Annotated in this window: 14 protein-coding genes, 1 pseudogene and 1 riboswitch; of the genes and pseudogenes, 12 read left to right on the top strand and 3 right to left on the bottom strand. The window is 43.2% G+C overall.

Features of this window, described 5'->3' with window-relative positions:
- The 8 genes and pseudogenes from PAN06_RS04145 to tig all read left to right on the top strand — a co-directional run.
- Positions 1-117: pseudogene (locus PAN06_RS04145) on the top strand (diphosphomevalonate decarboxylase); the annotation flags it as partial.
- On the top strand, positions 104-1,111 hold the full coding sequence (locus PAN06_RS04150; RefSeq protein WP_269795663.1) for a phosphomevalonate kinase: 1,008 nt from the start codon (positions 104-106) through the stop codon (positions 1,109-1,111). The pseudogene PAN06_RS04145 and the gene PAN06_RS04150, both read left to right, overlap by 14 nt.
- Entirely contained in the window at positions 1,095-2,105 is a 1,011-nt protein-coding gene (gene fni, locus PAN06_RS04155) for a type 2 isopentenyl-diphosphate Delta-isomerase (RefSeq protein WP_269795664.1), read from the top strand. The genes PAN06_RS04150 and fni overlap by 17 nt, the downstream gene beginning before the upstream one ends.
- A 76-nt stretch (positions 2,106-2,181) precedes the next feature.
- Positions 2,182-2,880 (top strand): cell wall-active antibiotics response protein LiaF, encoded by a 699-nt coding sequence (gene liaF / locus PAN06_RS04160; protein ID WP_269795665.1) that lies wholly within the window; start codon positions 2,182-2,184, stop codon positions 2,878-2,880.
- Positions 2,877-3,872 (top strand): sensor histidine kinase, encoded by a 996-nt coding sequence (locus PAN06_RS04165; RefSeq protein ID WP_269795666.1) that lies wholly within the window; start codon positions 2,877-2,879, stop codon positions 3,870-3,872. The genes liaF and PAN06_RS04165 overlap by 4 nt, the downstream gene beginning before the upstream one ends.
- Positions 3,873-3,885: 13 nt before the next feature.
- Positions 3,886-4,518 carry a response regulator transcription factor gene (locus tag PAN06_RS04170; protein ID WP_049502071.1) on the top strand — a complete coding sequence of 211 codons (633 nt, stop codon included), beginning with the start codon at positions 3,886-3,888 and terminating at the stop codon, positions 4,516-4,518.
- Entirely contained in the window at positions 4,519-5,184 is a 666-nt protein-coding gene (locus PAN06_RS04175) for a DNA alkylation repair protein (protein WP_269795667.1), read from the top strand.
- An 83-nt stretch (positions 5,185-5,267) separates the two neighbouring features.
- The gene (tig, locus tag PAN06_RS04180) at positions 5,268-6,551 is read left to right on the top strand and encodes a trigger factor (RefSeq protein ID WP_042751668.1); all 1,284 of its coding nucleotides are present in this window, start codon (positions 5,268-5,270) and stop codon (positions 6,549-6,551) included.
- Positions 6,552-6,703: 152 nt separating this feature from the next.
- On the opposite strand, the gene PAN06_RS04185 is transcribed toward tig, so the two are convergent.
- The 3 genes from PAN06_RS04185 to rnhC form a co-directional block, all read right to left on the bottom strand.
- The gene (locus tag PAN06_RS04185; protein WP_269795668.1) at positions 6,704-9,070 is read right to left on the bottom strand and encodes an ATP-dependent RecD-like DNA helicase; all 2,367 of its coding nucleotides are present in this window, start codon (positions 9,068-9,070) and stop codon (positions 6,704-6,706) included.
- Positions 9,071-9,183: 113 nt separating this feature from the next.
- Positions 9,184-9,798 (bottom strand): signal peptidase I, encoded by a 615-nt coding sequence (gene lepB / locus PAN06_RS04190; RefSeq protein ID WP_004245100.1) that lies wholly within the window; start codon positions 9,796-9,798, stop codon positions 9,184-9,186.
- A gap of 3 nt (positions 9,799-9,801) precedes the next feature.
- Entirely contained in the window at positions 9,802-10,683 is an 882-nt protein-coding gene (rnhC, locus tag PAN06_RS04195; RefSeq protein WP_269795669.1) for a ribonuclease HIII, read from the bottom strand.
- 86 nt (positions 10,684-10,769) lie between these two features.
- Here rnhC and zapA point away from each other — a divergent pair, with 86 nt between their 5' ends.
- The 4 genes from zapA (at position 10,770) to PAN06_RS04215 (ending at position 15,837) form a co-directional block, all read left to right on the top strand.
- On the top strand, positions 10,770-11,072 hold the full coding sequence (zapA, locus tag PAN06_RS04200; protein ID WP_269795670.1) for a cell division protein ZapA: 303 nt from the start codon (positions 10,770-10,772) through the stop codon (positions 11,070-11,072).
- The gene (locus PAN06_RS04205; RefSeq protein ID WP_004262935.1) at positions 11,069-11,617 is read left to right on the top strand and encodes a CvpA family protein; all 549 of its coding nucleotides are present in this window, start codon (positions 11,069-11,071) and stop codon (positions 11,615-11,617) included. The genes zapA and PAN06_RS04205 overlap by 4 nt, the downstream gene beginning before the upstream one ends.
- A gap of 218 nt (positions 11,618-11,835) precedes the next feature.
- Complete coding sequence (locus PAN06_RS04210) at positions 11,836-14,172, top strand: endonuclease MutS2 (protein WP_269795671.1); 2,337 nt, start codon at positions 11,836-11,838, stop codon at positions 14,170-14,172.
- 163 nt (positions 14,173-14,335) lie between these two features.
- Positions 14,336-14,424: riboswitch (glycine riboswitch) on the top strand.
- 90 nt (positions 14,425-14,514) lie between these two features.
- Entirely contained in the window at positions 14,515-15,837 is a 1,323-nt protein-coding gene (locus tag PAN06_RS04215) for a sodium:alanine symporter family protein (RefSeq protein WP_269795672.1), read from the top strand.

Below are 15,837 nucleotides of genomic sequence, written 5' to 3' on the forward strand. Positions count from 1 at the left end.
AATGTCAAGGTCCTCTGTCAGGAGAAAGACTTGGAGCATTTATCAGAAATTTTTGGTCAACATTATCGCTTGATTGTGTCAAAAACAAAGGATTTGAGTCAAGATGATTGCTGTTAAAACTTGCGGAAAGCTCTATTGGGCAGGTGAATATGCTATTTTAGAGCCAGGGCAGTTGGCCTTGATAAAGGCCATTCCCATCTATATGAAGGGCGAGATTGCTTTTTCTGATAGTTACCGTATCTACTCAGATATGTTTGATTTCGTAGTGGACTTGACACCAAATCCTGACTACAGCTTGATTCAAGAAACGATTGCTTTAGTGCAAGATTTCCTCGTTTATCGTGGGCAGACCTTGCGACCTTTTTCTCTAGAAATCCGTGGAAAAATGGAACGAGAAGGGAAAAAGTTTGGTCTGGGTTCTAGTGGCAGCGTCGTTGTCTTGGTCATCAAGGTTCTGCTAGCTCTATATAATTTTTCGGTTGATCAGGATCTCTTGTTCAAGCTGGCCAGTGCTGTCTTGCTTAAGCGCGGAGACAATGGTTCTATGGGGGACCTTGCCTGTATTGTGGCAGAGGATTTGGTTCTCTACCAGTCATTTGATCGCCAGAAGGTGGTTGCTTGGTTGGAAGAAGAAAACTTAGCGACTGTTTTAGAGCGTGATTGGGGCTTTTCAATCTCACATGTACAACCTGCCCTAGAATGTGATTTCCTAGTGGGATGGACCAAGAAAGTGGCTGTATCGAGTCACATGGTCCAGCAAATCAAGCAAAATATCAATCAGAATTTTTTAAGTTCCTCAAAAGAAACGGTGGTTTCTTTGGTAGAAGCCTTGGAGCAGGGGGAATCAGAAAAAATTATCGAGCAAGTAGAAGTCGCCAGCCGGCTTTTAGAAAGCTTGAGCGCAGATATTTACACGCCTTCGCTTAGACAGTTGAAAGAAGCTAGTCAAGATTTGCAAGCTGTTGCCAAGAGTAGCGGCGCTGGTGGTGGTGATTGTGGTATTGCCTTGAGTTTTGATGAGCAATCAACTGAAACCCTAAAAAACCGTTGGGCCGATCTGGGGATTGAGCTCTTATACCAAGAAAGGATAGGACATGACGACAAATCGTAAGGATGAGCACATCCGCTATGCCCTTGAGCAGAAAAGTTCCTATAATAGCTTTGATGAGGTGGAGTTGATTCATTCTTCCTTGCCTCTTTACGACCTGGATGAAATCGATCTGTCGACAGAGTTTGCTGGTCGAAAGTGGGATTTTCCTTTTTATATCAATGCCATGACGGGTGGAAGCGATAAGGGGAGAGAAATCAATCAAAAGCTGGCTCAAGTGGCGGAAGCCTGTGGTATTTTATTTGTAACAGGTTCTTATAGCGCAGCCCTCAAAGATCCAGCAGATGACTCTTTTTCTGTCAAGTCTGATCATCCAAATTTCCTTCTTGGAACCAATATTGGATTGGACAAGCCTGTCGAGTTAGGACTTCAGACTGTAGAAGAGATGCATCCTCTTCTCTTGCAAGTGCATGTCAATGTTATGCAGGAATTACTGATGCCAGAGGGGGAAAGGAAGTTCAGATGCTGGCAATCGCATCTAGCAGACTATAGCAAGCAAATCTCTGTTCCGATTGTCCTCAAGGAAGTGGGCTTTGGAATGGATGTGAAGACCATCAAGAGAGCCTATGAATTGGGCGTTCGAACCTTTGACCTGTCAGGTCGTGGTGGCACCAGCTTTGCTTATATCGAAAACCGTCGCAGTGGTCAACGTGACTACCTCAATCAATGGGGCCAGTCCACCATGCAGGCCCTTATCAATGCCCAAGACTGGAAAGACAAGGCTGAACTCTTAGTTAGTGGAGGTGTTCGCAATCCGCTGGATATGATTAAGTGTTTGGTCTTTGGTGCTAAGGCTGTAGGACTATCTCGAACAATTCTGGAATTGGTTGAAACCTATTCAGTCGAAGAAGTGCTTGATATTGTCCAAGGCTGGAAAGCAGATCTACGCTTGATCATGTGTGCCCTTAATTGTGCAACCATAGCAGATTTGCAAAAAGTAGACTATCTTCTTTATGGAAAATTAAAAGAAGCAAAAGATCAGATGAAAAAGGCGTAACCACCGCCTTTTTTCCATCTTCAGACCGAGGTGACTTTTTTGAAGTGTGATAAAATAGAAGGGAGAGGATGAACCTATGAGAAAATTTAAAGTCTTTTTATTTATCGAAGCCTGTCTTCTGACAGGAGCTCTGATTTTGATGGTATCAGAGCATTTTTCGCGTTTTCTGCTGATTTTATTCCTCTTTTTGCTTTTGATTCGTTATTACACTGGTAAAGAGGGCAATAACCTTCTTTTAGTGGTGGCAAGCATTCTCTTCTTTTTCATCATCATGCTCAATCCCTTTGTGATTCTAGCTATTTTTGTTGCGGTTATCTATAGCCTCTTTCTTCTTTATCCGATGATGAACCAGGAAAAAGAGCAGACAAATTTGGTTTTTGAAGAGGTGGTAACGGTTAAGAAGGAGAAAAATCGTTGGTTTGGAAATCTCCATCATTTTTCAAGTTACCAGACTTGCAAGTTTGATGATATCAATCTCTTTCGCCTCATGGGTAAGGACACTATTCATCTGGAGAGGGTGATTCTAACCAATCATGACAATGTCATTATCCTCAGAAAGATGGTAGGAACGACCAAAATCATTGTGCCTGTAGATGTGGAAGTCAGTCTCAGCGTTAACTGTCTCTATGGTGATTTGACTTTCTTTAACCAGCCCAAGCGATCCCTCCGCAATGAACACTATCATCAAGAAACAAGAGACTATCTCAAGAGTAACAAGAGTGTCAAGATTTTTTTGACCACTATGATTGGCGATGTGGAGGTGGTCAGAGGATGAAAAAACAAGTATATGTAATGATTGCTCTCACCTCCATCTTATTTGTCTTATTTCTGTCCCACAGCTTGCTGGACATCCTTGACTTTGACTGGTCTATTTTCTTGCACGATGTCGAAAAAACAGAAAAATTTATCTTTTTGTTGTTGGTATTCAGCATGTCCATGACCTGTCTCTTAGCCCTATTTTGGCGAGGCGTTGAAGAATTTTCTCTAAGAAAAACGCAAGCTAATCTCAAGCGTTTATTGGCAGGGCAAGAAGTGGTTCAGCTTGCAGATCCAGATTTGGATGCCAGTTTCAAGTCCTTGTCAGGTAAGCTTAACCTTTTGACAGAAGCTCTTCAAAAAGCTGAAAATCACAGTCTTGCTCAAGAAGAGGAAATCATCGAGAAAGAACGGAAGAGGATTGCTCGGGATTTGCACGATACAGTCAGTCAGGAGTTGTTTGCGGCCCACATGATTTTATCGGGTATCAGTCAGCAGACTTTGAAATTGGATAGAGAAAAGATGCAGACCCAGTTGCAGAGTGTCACAGCTATTTTAGAAACCGCCCAGAAGGATTTGCGGGTCTTGCTCTTGCATTTGCGACCAGTTGAGCTGGAACAGAAGAGTTTGGTTGAAGGGATTCAAATCCTCTTAAAAGAGCTTAAGGACAAGAGTGATCTCAAGGTTAGTTTCAAGCAAAATGTGACGAAATTGCCCAAGAAAATCGAGGAGCATATCTTCCGTATCTTGCAAGAGTTGGTCAGCAATACCCTCCGCCATGCCCAGGCATCTTGTTTGGATGTTTACCTCTATCAGACAGATTTTGAATTGCAACTGAAGGTGGTGGATAATGGGATTGGTTTCCAGTTAGGGAGCTTAGACGACTTGAGTTATGGACTGCGAAACATCAAGGAGCGAGTCGAAGATATGGCTGGAACAGTTCAACTCTTGACAGCTCCCAAGCAAGGGCTGGCAGTTGATATCCGTATTCCCCTGTTAGATAAGGAATGATAAAGGAGTAAAGATGAAAATTTTACTAGTAGATGACCATGAAATGGTCCGCTTGGGCTTGAAAAGCTACTTTGACCTCCAAGATGATGTAGAAGTTGTGGGTGAGGCTACAAACGGATCTCAAGGCATTGACTTAGCCTTGGAATTGCGTCCAGATGTCATTGTCATGGATATTGTCATGCCTGAGATGAATGGAATTGATGCGACCTTGGCCATCCTCAAAGAATGGCCTGAAGCCAAGATTTTGATTGTGAGCTCTTATTTAGACAATGAAAAAATCATGCCCGTCTTAGATGCAGGTGCTCGTGGCTATATGCTCAAGACTTCTAGTGCAGACGAACTACTCCATGCCGTCCGTAAGGTGGCTGCTGGGGAGTTGGCTATTGAGCAAGAGGTCAGCAAGAAGGTCGAGTACCACCGCAATCACATAGAACTACATGAGGACCTGACTGCGCGTGAGCGAGATGTTCTCCAACTCATCGCCAAGGGCTACGAAAATCAGCGTATCGCAGACGAACTTTTTATCTCTCTCAAGACGGTCAAGACCCATGTGTCCAATATCCTAGCCAAACTTGAGGTCAGCGATCGTACCCAGGCTGCAGTCTATGCCTTTCAGCACCACTTGGTGGGGCATGAGGAGTTTTAGATGAGTCTAACAGATTTACTTGAGGAGCTAGAAGCAGCAAAAAATCCTAAAAAAGCAGGGCCTATGGAGGCCTATATGCGCCATCAATTTTCCTTTCTAGGCGTTGCGGCGCCAGAAAGAAATAAACTCTATAAAAAATACTTTCCAGAAGCGAAAAAAACAAAGATTATCGATTGGGATTTTGTAGATACTTGCTGGGAAAAAGAGTCTAGAGAATACCAGTATGTGGCCGCCAATTATTTGAAAGCAATGCAGTCTTATCTAAAAGGAAGCGATTTGCCTAAGCTAGAGCAGTTGGTTGTTACCAAGCCTTGGTGGGATACGGTAGATATCCTAGATCGAGTAGTAGGGAGTTTGGTGTATGACCGCCCTGAACTAGAAGAAATAATCTTAAAATGGAGCCTATCAGATAATATCTGGCTGAGACGAGTCGCTATTGACCACCAGTTGTTAAGAAAAGAGAAGACCAATGTTCAATTACTGGAAAAGATTCTGCTTCATAATTTGAATCAAACAGAATTCTTTATCAATAAAGCCATTGGCTGGGCTCTAAGAGACTACTCCAAAACCAATTCAACTTGGGTAGCAGGCTTCATTGAGAAAAACAAGGAAAGAATGACTGAACTTAGTATCAAAGAAGCGAGCAAGTACCTCCAGCATCATTGAAAAGCGCATTCATTACTTGAAAAAAGTCGCTCATTTATGTTATAATAGACTGTATTTAAAAAATTTTAAGGAGAAATGACAGAATGTCTGTATCATTTGAAAACAAAGAAACAAACCGTGGTGTCTTGACTTTCACTATCTCTCAAGACCAAATCAAACCAGAATTGGACCGTGTCTTCAACTCAGTGAAAAAATCTCTTAATGTTCCAGGTTTCCGTAAAGGTCACCTTCCACGTCCTATCTTCGACAAAAAATTTGGTGAAGAGTCACTTTACCAAGACGTTATGAACGCTCTTTTGCCAAATGCTTATGAAGCAGCTGTAAAAGAAGCTGGTCTTGAAGTAGTTGCTCAACCAAAAATTGACGTAACTTCAATGGAAAAAGGTCAAGACTGGGTTATCACTGCTGAAGTTGTTACAAAACCTGAAGTAAAATTGGGTGACTACAAAAACCTTGAAGTATCAGTAGATGTTGAAAAAGAAGTAACTGACGCTGACGTTGAAGAGCGTATCGAACGCGAACGCAACAACTTGGCTGAATTGGTTATCAAAGAAGCAGCTGCTGAAAACGGCGACACTGTTGTCATCGACTTCGTTGGTTCTATCGACGGTGTTGAATTTGATGGTGGAAAAGGTGAAAACTTCTCACTTGGACTTGGTTCAGGTCAATTCATCCCTGGTTTCGAAGACCAATTGGTAGGTCACTCAGCTGGCGAAACTGTTGATGTTATCGTAACATTCCCAGAAGACTACCAAGCAGAAGACCTTGCAGGTAAAGAAGCTAAATTCGTGACAACTATCCACGAAGTAAAAGCTAAAGAAGTTCCAGCTCTTGACGATGAACTTGCAAAAGACATCGACGAAGAAGTTGAAACACTTGCTGAATTGAAAGAAAAATACCGCAAGGAATTGGCTGCAGCTAAAGAAGAAGCATACAAGGATGCAGTTGAAGGTGCAGCAATTGATAAAGCTGTAGAAAACGCTGAAATCGTAGAACTTCCAGAAGAAATGATCCACGAAGAAGTTCACCGTTCAGTAAACGAATTCCTTGGAAACTTGCAACGTCAAGGTATCAACCCTGACATGTACTTCCAAATCACTGGAACTACTCAAGAAGATCTTCACAAACAATACGAGGGAGAAGCTGAGTCACGTACTAAGACTAACCTTGTTATCGAAGCAGTTGCCAAAGCTGAAGGATTTGATGCTTCAGAAGAAGAAATCCAAAAAGAAGTTGAGCAATTGGCTACAGACTACAACATGGAAGTTGCACAAGTACAAAGCTTGCTTTCAGCTGATATGTTGAAACACGATATCACAATCAAAAAAGCTGTTGAGTTGATTACAAGCACAGCAACAGTTAAATAATCTTATACTCTTCGAAAATCTCTTCAAACCACGTCAGCGGCGCCTTACCGTACTCAAGTACAGCTTGCGGCTAGCTTCCTAGTTTGCTCTTTGATTTTCATTGAGTATTAATAAACAAAAATCCCACCTGAATTGGTGGGTTTTCTTATGCACTATTTTCCAAAAATCTCTTTGATGTCTGCGTCTGTAATCCCAATCATGGCGGGGATGCTATCCCAGTTTTCTTCGGTCAGGATGTAGGATTGCTCAGAGGTGCTTGATGTGGCTGTTTCAGAGAGAGCTGGTTGCTTTTCTTCAACATTCTCTAGTAGATCACTGAAACGTTCAATCAGATAGGTTTTCCGGGCAGTTCCGATATGTTGAGTAGCATAGTCAAAGGCCTGTAATTCGCCTAGTAAGATAAGCTTGCTTTTGGCGCGTGTAATGGCTGTATAGATGAGATTGCGCTCCAGCATACGCCTACTAGCACTGGTGATAGGTAGGATGACAACAGGGAACTCACTTCCCTGTGATTTATGGATACTCATGGCATAGGCCAAGCGAATTTTGTACCATTCGTTACGTGGGTAAGAGACCTCGTTGCCATCAAAATCAATGACAATCTCGTCTTGTTTCGACTCAGTGTATTTTCCAGGAATCAGGTCTGTGATAGCCCCTAAATCTCCATTAAAGACATTGATTTCAGCATCGTTGACCAGGTGAATGACCTTATCTCCCTTACGATAGTGGCACTGGGGAGCTTCAAAACTGAGTTGGTCTTTTTGTGGTGGATTAAGGAGGTCTTGCATGAGTTGGTTGATGGCATCAATCCCTGCTGTTCCTCGGTACATGGGCGCCAGAACTTGGATATCACGGGCAGGGATACCACTTCTTAGGGCAGCGCCTAAGATTTTCTCAATCGTAGCAGGAATATGGCCACTAGCAATTTCAAAGTAGGAACGGTCTGCTTTTTTCTGGGTGAAATCAGCTGGCAGGATGCCCTGTCTAATCTGACTAGCTAGGGTGACGATGGTTGATTCTTCGCTTTGTCGGTAAATTTTTTCCAAACGAGTCTGAGGAATCAAGGGAATATGAAGCAGATCCGCTAGAACCTGTCCAGGGCTGACAGACGGTAGTTGGTCGCTGTCACCCACGATGAGGATCTTACTGTTCGAAGAGATGTTGGAGAAGAGTTGGTTGGCCAGCCAAGTATCCACCATGGAAAATTCATCTACGATGATAAAGTCAGCATCCAGATAATCTTCCAGATGACTGGTATCATCGTCCCCTGTCATTCCCAAATGGCGGTGTATGGTCGCGCTAGGCAAACCTGTCAATTCATTCATGCGCCGAGCGGCTCGGCCAGTTGGAGCAGCAAGAAGAATAGGTAGGTTGCTTTTTTTCCTGAGGTCAAGTCCTTCTAAAAGGGCATAAACAGCGATGATCCCATTGATAACCGTTGTCTTACCAGTACCAGGTCCACCTGTTAGGATAAAGACCTTGTTCTGGATAGCATCACAAATAGCTTGTTTTTGAATGTTATCATACTCAATCTCCAAATCTTCTTCGACAGTAGCGATATGTTTTTGAATGGTTTTTAAATCCTGGCTCTTCTGTTTTCCTTTTTCAAGGATACGAACCAAGTGACTGCGGATGCCTTCCTCGGCGAAAAAGAGGCTGTTGTCAAAAATCTTGGTATCAATCTGCTGAACCTTGTCTTCTTCGATCAGGTAGGAGAGTTCTTGGGCCACTTGGCTGGGATCCAGTTCCACGGGGCGGGAAGACTCAAGTAGGGTTAGAGTTTGTTCTAGCAGATCTCGTGCTTCAACATAGGTGTCCCCTGTTTCCATACAGGCCTGAAAAAGACTGTGAACTAGACCGGCGCGGAAGCGTTCAGGAGCCTGACTTTCTATGCCTAGTTCTTCCGCTAATTGGTCAGCAATGGTAAAGCCCAAGCCCTTGATATCCTCGACTAACTGGTAGGGATAATTTTCAACCACATCAAGGGTTTCTTCCTTGTAAAAGTCTTGAATCTGAAAGGCTAGTTTGTTGGGAATGCCGTAGTTGGCTAGCTTGGCCAAGACCATCTCTGTTCCGTAGTTGAGGCGGAGAGTAGAGACGAAGGCCTCGCGATTTTTAGCAGAGAGTCCTGAGATACCTTCTAGCTTTTCTGGGTGTTGCAGAATTTCGTCAATGGTATTGTCGCCATAGGTATCTACAATTTTCTGAGCTGTCTTGAGACCAATCCCCTTGAAATGGCTACTTGAAAAGTACTTGACCAAGCCCTTGCTAGTTGGTTTTGCTCTTTCATACCGGCTGATTTGCAGTTGTTCCCCATACTTGGAGTGCTGGACAATTTGTCCCCAAAAAGTATAGTCTTCTCCCTCAATCACATCAGCCATAGTGCCCGTGACAATGATTTCAAAATCATCAAAATCCTCTGCGTCCGTATCTTCGATTTCTAGGAGGAGGATGCGATAAAAATTGCTGGGATTTTCAAAAATAATCCGTTCAATGGTTCCTGAAAAATAAACTTCCATAAAATTCCTTTGTATGAATAGGTGAGAGTTTGGGGGTATTATAGTCAATAAACGATTACTTCTCACGATAGAAGAAGAGGCTGAGATTCTTGATTCTCGGCCTCTTAGGTTTCTTAAAATGTTCCGATACGGGTGATTGGCCAGAAGCGGAATTTAGCTTCCCCTGTGATATCTTTTGCTTTGAAGGTACCTACGTGGCGGCTGTCGCTAGAAACCAGGCGGTCGTCTCCGAGGAGAAGGTATTCTCCTTCTGGGACAGTAAAGCTAAAGTTGGTGTTGTAGTTGACATCAACTGTGAAGGCTTGGGCTTTTTCAGCGATACTTCTAAAGAAAGTTCCTTTATTTCCTTCAAAGCCCTTGCCTGAGTAAGTGCTTTGGAGTTTGTCATCCTTGAAGCGTTTGATGTAGTCAGCTAGGTAAGGCTCATCTGTCTCTTTATCATTGATGTAAAGTTTATCGTTTTCGTAACGGATGGTGTCTCCAGGCATTCCGATGACACGTTTGACAATGTCCTTATTGCCATCTTCCTCATGGGCAACCACGATATCAAATCGGTCAATAGGTAGGTGTTTGACAACAAAGAGGATTTCGCCATCCGCTAGGGTAGGATCCATAGAATGCCCTTCTACGCGAACATTACTCCAAAAAAAGATACGACTTAAAGCTAGTAATGATAGAATCAGGAGGAACAATCCCCACTCTTTTAAGAAATTTTTAAATGAATTCATAACTTACCTTTCTAAGCGTTTTTTCGCTTTTTCAGTATTTTTAAAGTGCAGTTTGGCACAGAAGTTAAGTCCCTGCATTCCATAGGCCTGCAAAATCTGGCTAGCCACCTTATCAGAAGCCGTTCCAGCTCCACTTGGAAGTTGATAGCCCAGCTCTAGTCCCAGATTTTCAAGATTTTCTAGAAAGAGATCACGCGCAATGATGGAAGAAACTGCGACAGCCAAGTATTTGCCCTCAGCCTTTTCTTCTAAGCTGATAGGATTGCTGAAACGATTGGTCTCTTGTGCCAAGTACTTGTCATAATTTTTAGCACTGGTAAAGGCATCAATCACAATTTTCTCAGGCTGAATGCCTTTTTGAAGAAGGAGGTAGATAGCCTGGTTATGGAGGGCTACCTTAACAGAAACAGCATTGTAGCGTTCTCCAATGACCTCATTGTACTTACTTGGTGAGAGAAGCAGTGCCTGGTGCTGGATTTTTTCTTTGAGGATAGGGGCAATCTGACGGATTTTTTGGTCTGTCAGAGTCTTAGAATCCCCCACACCTAGTTTTCGCAAGAAGGCATGCTGGTCAGGTGTGACAAAGGAAGCCACAACTGCAAGTCCACCAAAGTAGGAACCATTTCCTACCTCATCTGTCCCAATCAAAGGGAGATTTTGCCCGCTGGTTTCCTCTACAACTTGATAGCCAAAGAAATTGGCGTATTTCTCAGCTCCTTCACCCTGAAGCAAGACCTTTCCAGAAGTATAGATAGAAACCGTTGCTTGAGGTAGTCGCAAAAAGTAGCGAATATAGGGATTCTTGCTGGGAGCCAGACTGGTTTGATAGTGTTCAAGAAAAGCCTGAATCTCCTTTTCACTAGGTGTGAGTGTTATACTTGCCATAGTTTCTATTGTACCATAAAAGCAGGCAAATTTGTAAAAACTGACAAAATTAGCGAATTTTGGTATAATATCGTGAGGTGAATTTTATGGCAAAACTAAATCGATTCAAATTTACATTCGGGAAAAAATCATTAACCTTGACAAGCGAACATGATAACCTTTTTATGGAGGAAATCGCCAAGGTTGCAACAGAAAAATACCAAGCAATTAAAGAACAAATGCCTAGTGCAGATGATGAAACAATCGCTCTTTTGTTGGCGGTCAACTGTTTATCGACTCAGCTCAGCCGTGAGATTGAATTTGATGATAAGGAGCAAGAATTAGAAGAACTCCGTCACAAGCTTGTGACTTGCAAGCAAGAACAGAGCAAGATTGAGGATTCCTTATGATTTCACTCCTTCTTCTATTGGTCTTGGCTTGGGGATTTTATATCGGTTATCGGAGAGGCCTGCTCTTACAGGTTTATTACCTGATTTCAGCTATGGCATCGGCTTTTGTGGCTGGCCAGTTTTATAAGGGACTTGGTGAGCAATTTCATTTGTTGGTCCCTTATGCAAATCCGCAGGAAGGTCAGGGAACTTTCTTTTTCCCATCGGATCAACTCTTTCAGTTAGATAAGGTCTTTTATGCAGGTATCGGCTACTTGCTTGTATTTGGGATTGTCTATAGCATCGGTCGTTTGCTTGGTCTTCTTTTACACTTACTTCCTAGTAAAAAACTGGGTGGTAAGTTGTTCCAAGTTTCAGCAGGTATCTTGTCCATGTTGGTGACCTTATTTGTCTTGCAAATGGCTTTGACAATCTTGGCGACCATCCCCATGGCAGCTATACAAAATCCTCTTGAAAAGAGTATCGTCGCAAAACACATCATCCAGAGTATACCAGTAACAACCAGTTGGCTCAAACAAATCTGGGTGACAAATTTAATCGGATAAAAAGGGCAGGAGTTTTCCTAGCCCTTTGTTTACAGATTTGACTCGAATCTATCAGAATGTAAAAAGCTAATACTCTTCGAAAATCTCTTCAAACCACGTCAGCTTCCATCTGCAACCTCAAAACACTGTTTTGAGCAACCTGTGGCTAGCTTCCTAGTTTGCTTTTTGATTTTTATTGAGTATCATACACCTAGACATTCAAAGACAAGGAAATAAAGATGAATAAGAAAATATTAGAAACATTAGAGTTCAATAAGGTTAAGGCCTTGTTTGAATCTCATTTGTTGACCGAGCAGGGATTAGAGCAATTGAGACAGTTGGCTCCGACTGCCAAAGCAGATAAAATCAAACAGGCTTTTGCTGAGATGAAGGAAATGCAGGCTCTCTTTGTCGAGCAACCGCATTTTACCATTCTTGCAACCAAGGAAATTGCAGGAGTCTGCAAGCGGTTGGAGATGGGAGCAGACCTCAATATCGAGGAGTTCCTACTCTTGAAGCGCGTGCTCCTCTCTAGCCGAGAACTGCAAAGTTTTTATGCCAATCTGGAAAATATCAGTTTGGAAGAATTAGCCCTTTGGTTTGAGAAATTACATGATTTTCCGCAATTACAAGGAAATCTCCAAGCTTTTAATGATGCAGGTTTCATTGAAAATTTTGCCAGTGAAGAATTGGCGCGCATCCGTCGGAAAATCCATGATAGCGAAAGTCAGGTACGCGATGTTTTACAGGATCTGCTCAAGCAAAAAGCGCAGATGTTGACAGAAGTAATCGTTGCCAGCAGAAATGGCCGTCAGGTTTTACCAGTCAAAAATACCTACCGTAATAAAATTGCAGGTGTCGTTCATGATATTTCTGCTAGTGGAAATACCGTCTATATCGAACCCCGTGAGGTGATCAAACTGAGCGAAGAAATTGCCAGTTTGCGAGCAGATGAGCGTTATGAAATGCTTCGCATTCTCCAAGAAATCTCGGAGCGTATTCGCCCTCATGCGGCTGAGATTGCCAATGATGCTTGGATTATCGGCCATCTGGACTTGATTCGTGCCAAGGTCCGCTTTATCCAAGAAAGGCAAGCAGTCGTTCCTAAGCTGTCAGAAAATCAAGAGATTCAACTGCTCCATGTTTGCCATCCTTTGGTCAAAAATGCCGTTGCAAATGATGTCCATTTTGGTCAAGATTTAACAGCGATTGTCATTACAGGTCCCAATACAGGTGGGAAGACCATCATGCTTAAAACTCTAGGCTTGACGCAGGTTATGGCTCAGTCCGGTTTGCCGATTTTAGCAGATAAGGGAAGTCGTGTTGGTATTTTTGAAGAAATCTTTGCCGATATTGGCGATGAGCAATCTATTGAACAGAGCTTGTCTACCTTCTCTAGCCACATGACCAATATTGTGGGTATTCTTGGCAAGGTTAATCAACATTCACTCTTACTCTTGGATGAGTTGGGAGCTGGTACAGACCCTCAAGAAGGAGCAGCCCTTGCTATGGCTATTCTGGAGGACCTTCGCCTGCGTCAAGTCAAGACCATGGCTACTACTCACTATCCAGAACTCAAGGCCTATGGTATCGAGACAGCCTTTGTGCAAAATGCTAGCATGGAGTTTGATACTGCAACTCTTCGCCCGACTTATCGCTTTATGCAGGGTGTTCCTGGCCGAAGCAATGCCTTTGAAATTGCTAAACGTCTAGGTCTATCTGAAGTTATTGTAGGGGATGCCAGTCAGCAGGTCGATCAGGACAATGATGTCAATCGGATTATTGAGCAGCTGGAAGAGCAGACGCTGGAAAGCCGTAAACGCTTGGACAATATCCGTGAGGTGGAGCAAGAAAATCTCAAGATGAACCGTGCTCTCAAAAAACTTTACAACGAGCTCAATCGTGAAAAGGAAACCGAGCTTAATAAGGCGCGTGAACAGGCTGCTGAGATTGTGGACATGGCCCTAAGTGAGAGTGACCAGATTCTTAAAAATCTCCACAGTAAATCTCAACTCAAGCCTCACGAAATCATTGAAGCCAAGGCCAAGCTGAAAAAATTAGCTCCTGAAAAAGTGGACTTGTCTAAAAACAAGGTTCTTCAAAAGGCCAAGAAAAAACGAGCTCCAAAGGTGGGAGATGATATCGTGGTTCTCAGTTATGGACAGCGTGGTACCTTGACCAGTCAACTCAAGGACGGCCGTTGGGAAGCCCAAGTCGGTTTGATTAAGATGACCTTAGAAGAGAAAGAGTTTGACCTTGTTCAAGCCCAGCAAGAAAAGCAAGTCAAGAAGAAACAAGTCAATGTCGTGAAACGAACTTCTGGTCGTGGACCACAAGCCAGACTGGACCTTCGAGGCAAGCGCTATGAAGAGGCCATGAATGAGCTAGATGCCTTTATCGACCAAGCCCTGCTCAATAATATGGCCCAAGTCGATATCATCCATGGTATCGGAACAGGTGTCATCCGTGAAGGAGTTACCAAATACTTGCAGAGAAACAAACATGTCAAGAGTTTCGGCTATGCCCCACAAAATGCTGGAGGCAGTGGTGCGACTATTGTGACCTTTAAAGGATAGCAGTATTCTGGACTTTATAAAGTAAAAACTGTTGAACTCATTTTTACTAATAAACACATTGACAAAAGCCAACATTTTTTGTAAAATAAGAATCAATTAAATACCAACACCGAATGAAGTTTAATAGAAGTGGGGAATCGTTTGATTTTCCATGACTGTAAATGGACGGAACTCTGGAGAGACCGTAAAGGCACCGAAGGGGCAAGGCAGGCAACTGCTCAAACTCTCAGGTAAAAGGACAGAGCTAGGATAGACCGCTTTTTAGCATTTATCTAAGCATTCCAGAGTACATGTATCTTGCATGTGCTCTTTCTTTTGGGGTTGAAAAGATAGGAGAAGGAAATGTTAGAATTGCTTAAATCAATCGATGCTTTTGCTTGGGGCCCACCCCTCTTGATTCTCTTGGTCGGGACAGGGATTTACCTAACTGCCCGTCTAGGCCTCTTGCAGGTTTTGCGTCTGCCCAAGGCCTTTCAACTCATTTTTACTAAGGACAAGGGGCATGGAGATGTGTCCAGTTTTGCGGCACTGTGTACAGCCCTCGCAGCGACAGTTGGTACGGGAAATATTATCGGGGTGGCGACGGCTATCAAGGTCGGTGGCCCAGGAGCCCTCTTTTGGATGTGGATGGCTGCTTTCTTTGGAATGGCTACCAAGTATGCGGAAGGACTACTAGCTATTAAATACCGTACCAAGGACGACCATGGTGCAGTAGCGGGAGGTCCCATGCACTATATCCTTCTAGGGATGGGAGAAAAGTGGCGTCCCCTTGCTATCTTCTTTGCCCTGGCAGGTGTCTTAGTGGCTTTATTGGGGATCGGAACCTTCACCCAGGTCAACTCAATTACAGAATCTATCCAAAATACAACCGCTATTTCGCCAGCCATCACCGCTCTTGTGTTGTCTGTATTTGTAGCAATTGCAGTCTTTGGTGGACTCAAGTCCATTTCAAAGGTTTCAACTACTGTTGTTCCTTTTATGGCTATCATCTATATTTTAGGAACTCTTACAGTTATTTTCTTTAATATTGGGAAAATCCCTGCCACAATCGCTTTAATCTTGACATCGGCTTTTAGTCCAGTTGCTGCGGTGGGTGGTTTTGCTGGTGCTAGCATTCGGATGGCTATCCAAAATGGTGTGGCGCGTGGTGTTTTCTCAAACGAATCTGGTCTGGGTTCTGCTCCCATTGCAGCAGCTGCGGCTAAGACAAATGAACCAGTAGAGCAAGGGTTGATTTCCATGACAGGAACCTTTATTGATACCCTTATTATCTGTACTCTGACTGGTTTGACCATCTTGGTGACTGGTGTTTGGAGTGGCGACTTAAATGGGGTTGCCTTGACTCAGTCAGCCTTCTCAACAGTCTTTTCACACTTTGGACCTGCCCTCTTAACAATCTTCCTTGTGCTCTTTGCCTTTACAACGATTCTAGGTTGGAACTATTACGGAGAACGTTGTTTTGAGTTTCTCTTTGGGGTTCGCTTTATCTGGCTCTACCGTGTGGTCTTTGTGCTCATGGTCTTGCTAGGAGGATTTATCGAGTTGGATATGGTTTGGATTATCGCAGATATTGTCAATGCCTTGATGGCTCTGCCAAACTTGATTGCCCTCTTAGTTTTATCGCCAGTCGTTATTGCTGAGACTAAAAAGTATTTTGACAAATAA

The sequence above is a fragment of the Streptococcus sp. SM3 genome, from assembly GCF_027497875.1.

What these genes read in the sequence shown, in the direction of transcription:
- fni (WP_269795664.1), top strand. Translation starts at nt 1,095, where the DNA reads ATGACGACAAATCGTAAGGATGAGCACATCCGCTATGCCCTTGAGCAG.
- PAN06_RS04175 (WP_269795667.1), top strand. Translation starts at nt 4,519, where the DNA reads ATGAGTCTAACAGATTTACTTGAGGAGCTAGAAGCAGCAAAAAATCCT.
- zapA (WP_269795670.1), top strand. Translation starts at nt 10,770, where the DNA reads ATGGCAAAACTAAATCGATTCAAATTTACATTCGGGAAAAAATCATTA.
- PAN06_RS04170 (WP_049502071.1), top strand. Translation starts at nt 3,886, where the DNA reads ATGAAAATTTTACTAGTAGATGACCATGAAATGGTCCGCTTGGGCTTG.
- rnhC (WP_269795669.1), bottom strand. Translation starts at nt 10,683, where the DNA reads ATGGCAAGTATAACACTCACACCTAGTGAAAAGGAGATTCAGGCTTTT.
- lepB (WP_004245100.1), bottom strand. Translation starts at nt 9,798, where the DNA reads ATGAATTCATTTAAAAATTTCTTAAAAGAGTGGGGATTGTTCCTCCTG.
- PAN06_RS04150 (WP_269795663.1), top strand. Translation starts at nt 104, where the DNA reads ATGATTGCTGTTAAAACTTGCGGAAAGCTCTATTGGGCAGGTGAATAT.
- PAN06_RS04185 (WP_269795668.1), bottom strand. Translation starts at nt 9,070, where the DNA reads ATGGAAGTTTATTTTTCAGGAACCATTGAACGGATTATTTTTGAAAAT.
- PAN06_RS04215 (WP_269795672.1), top strand. Translation starts at nt 14,515, where the DNA reads ATGTTAGAATTGCTTAAATCAATCGATGCTTTTGCTTGGGGCCCACCC.
- PAN06_RS04210 (WP_269795671.1), top strand. Translation starts at nt 11,836, where the DNA reads ATGAATAAGAAAATATTAGAAACATTAGAGTTCAATAAGGTTAAGGCC.
- tig (WP_042751668.1), top strand. Translation starts at nt 5,268, where the DNA reads ATGTCTGTATCATTTGAAAACAAAGAAACAAACCGTGGTGTCTTGACT.
- PAN06_RS04205 (WP_004262935.1), top strand. Translation starts at nt 11,069, where the DNA reads ATGATTTCACTCCTTCTTCTATTGGTCTTGGCTTGGGGATTTTATATC.
- PAN06_RS04165 (WP_269795666.1), top strand. Translation starts at nt 2,877, where the DNA reads ATGAAAAAACAAGTATATGTAATGATTGCTCTCACCTCCATCTTATTT.
- liaF (WP_269795665.1), top strand. Translation starts at nt 2,182, where the DNA reads ATGAGAAAATTTAAAGTCTTTTTATTTATCGAAGCCTGTCTTCTGACA.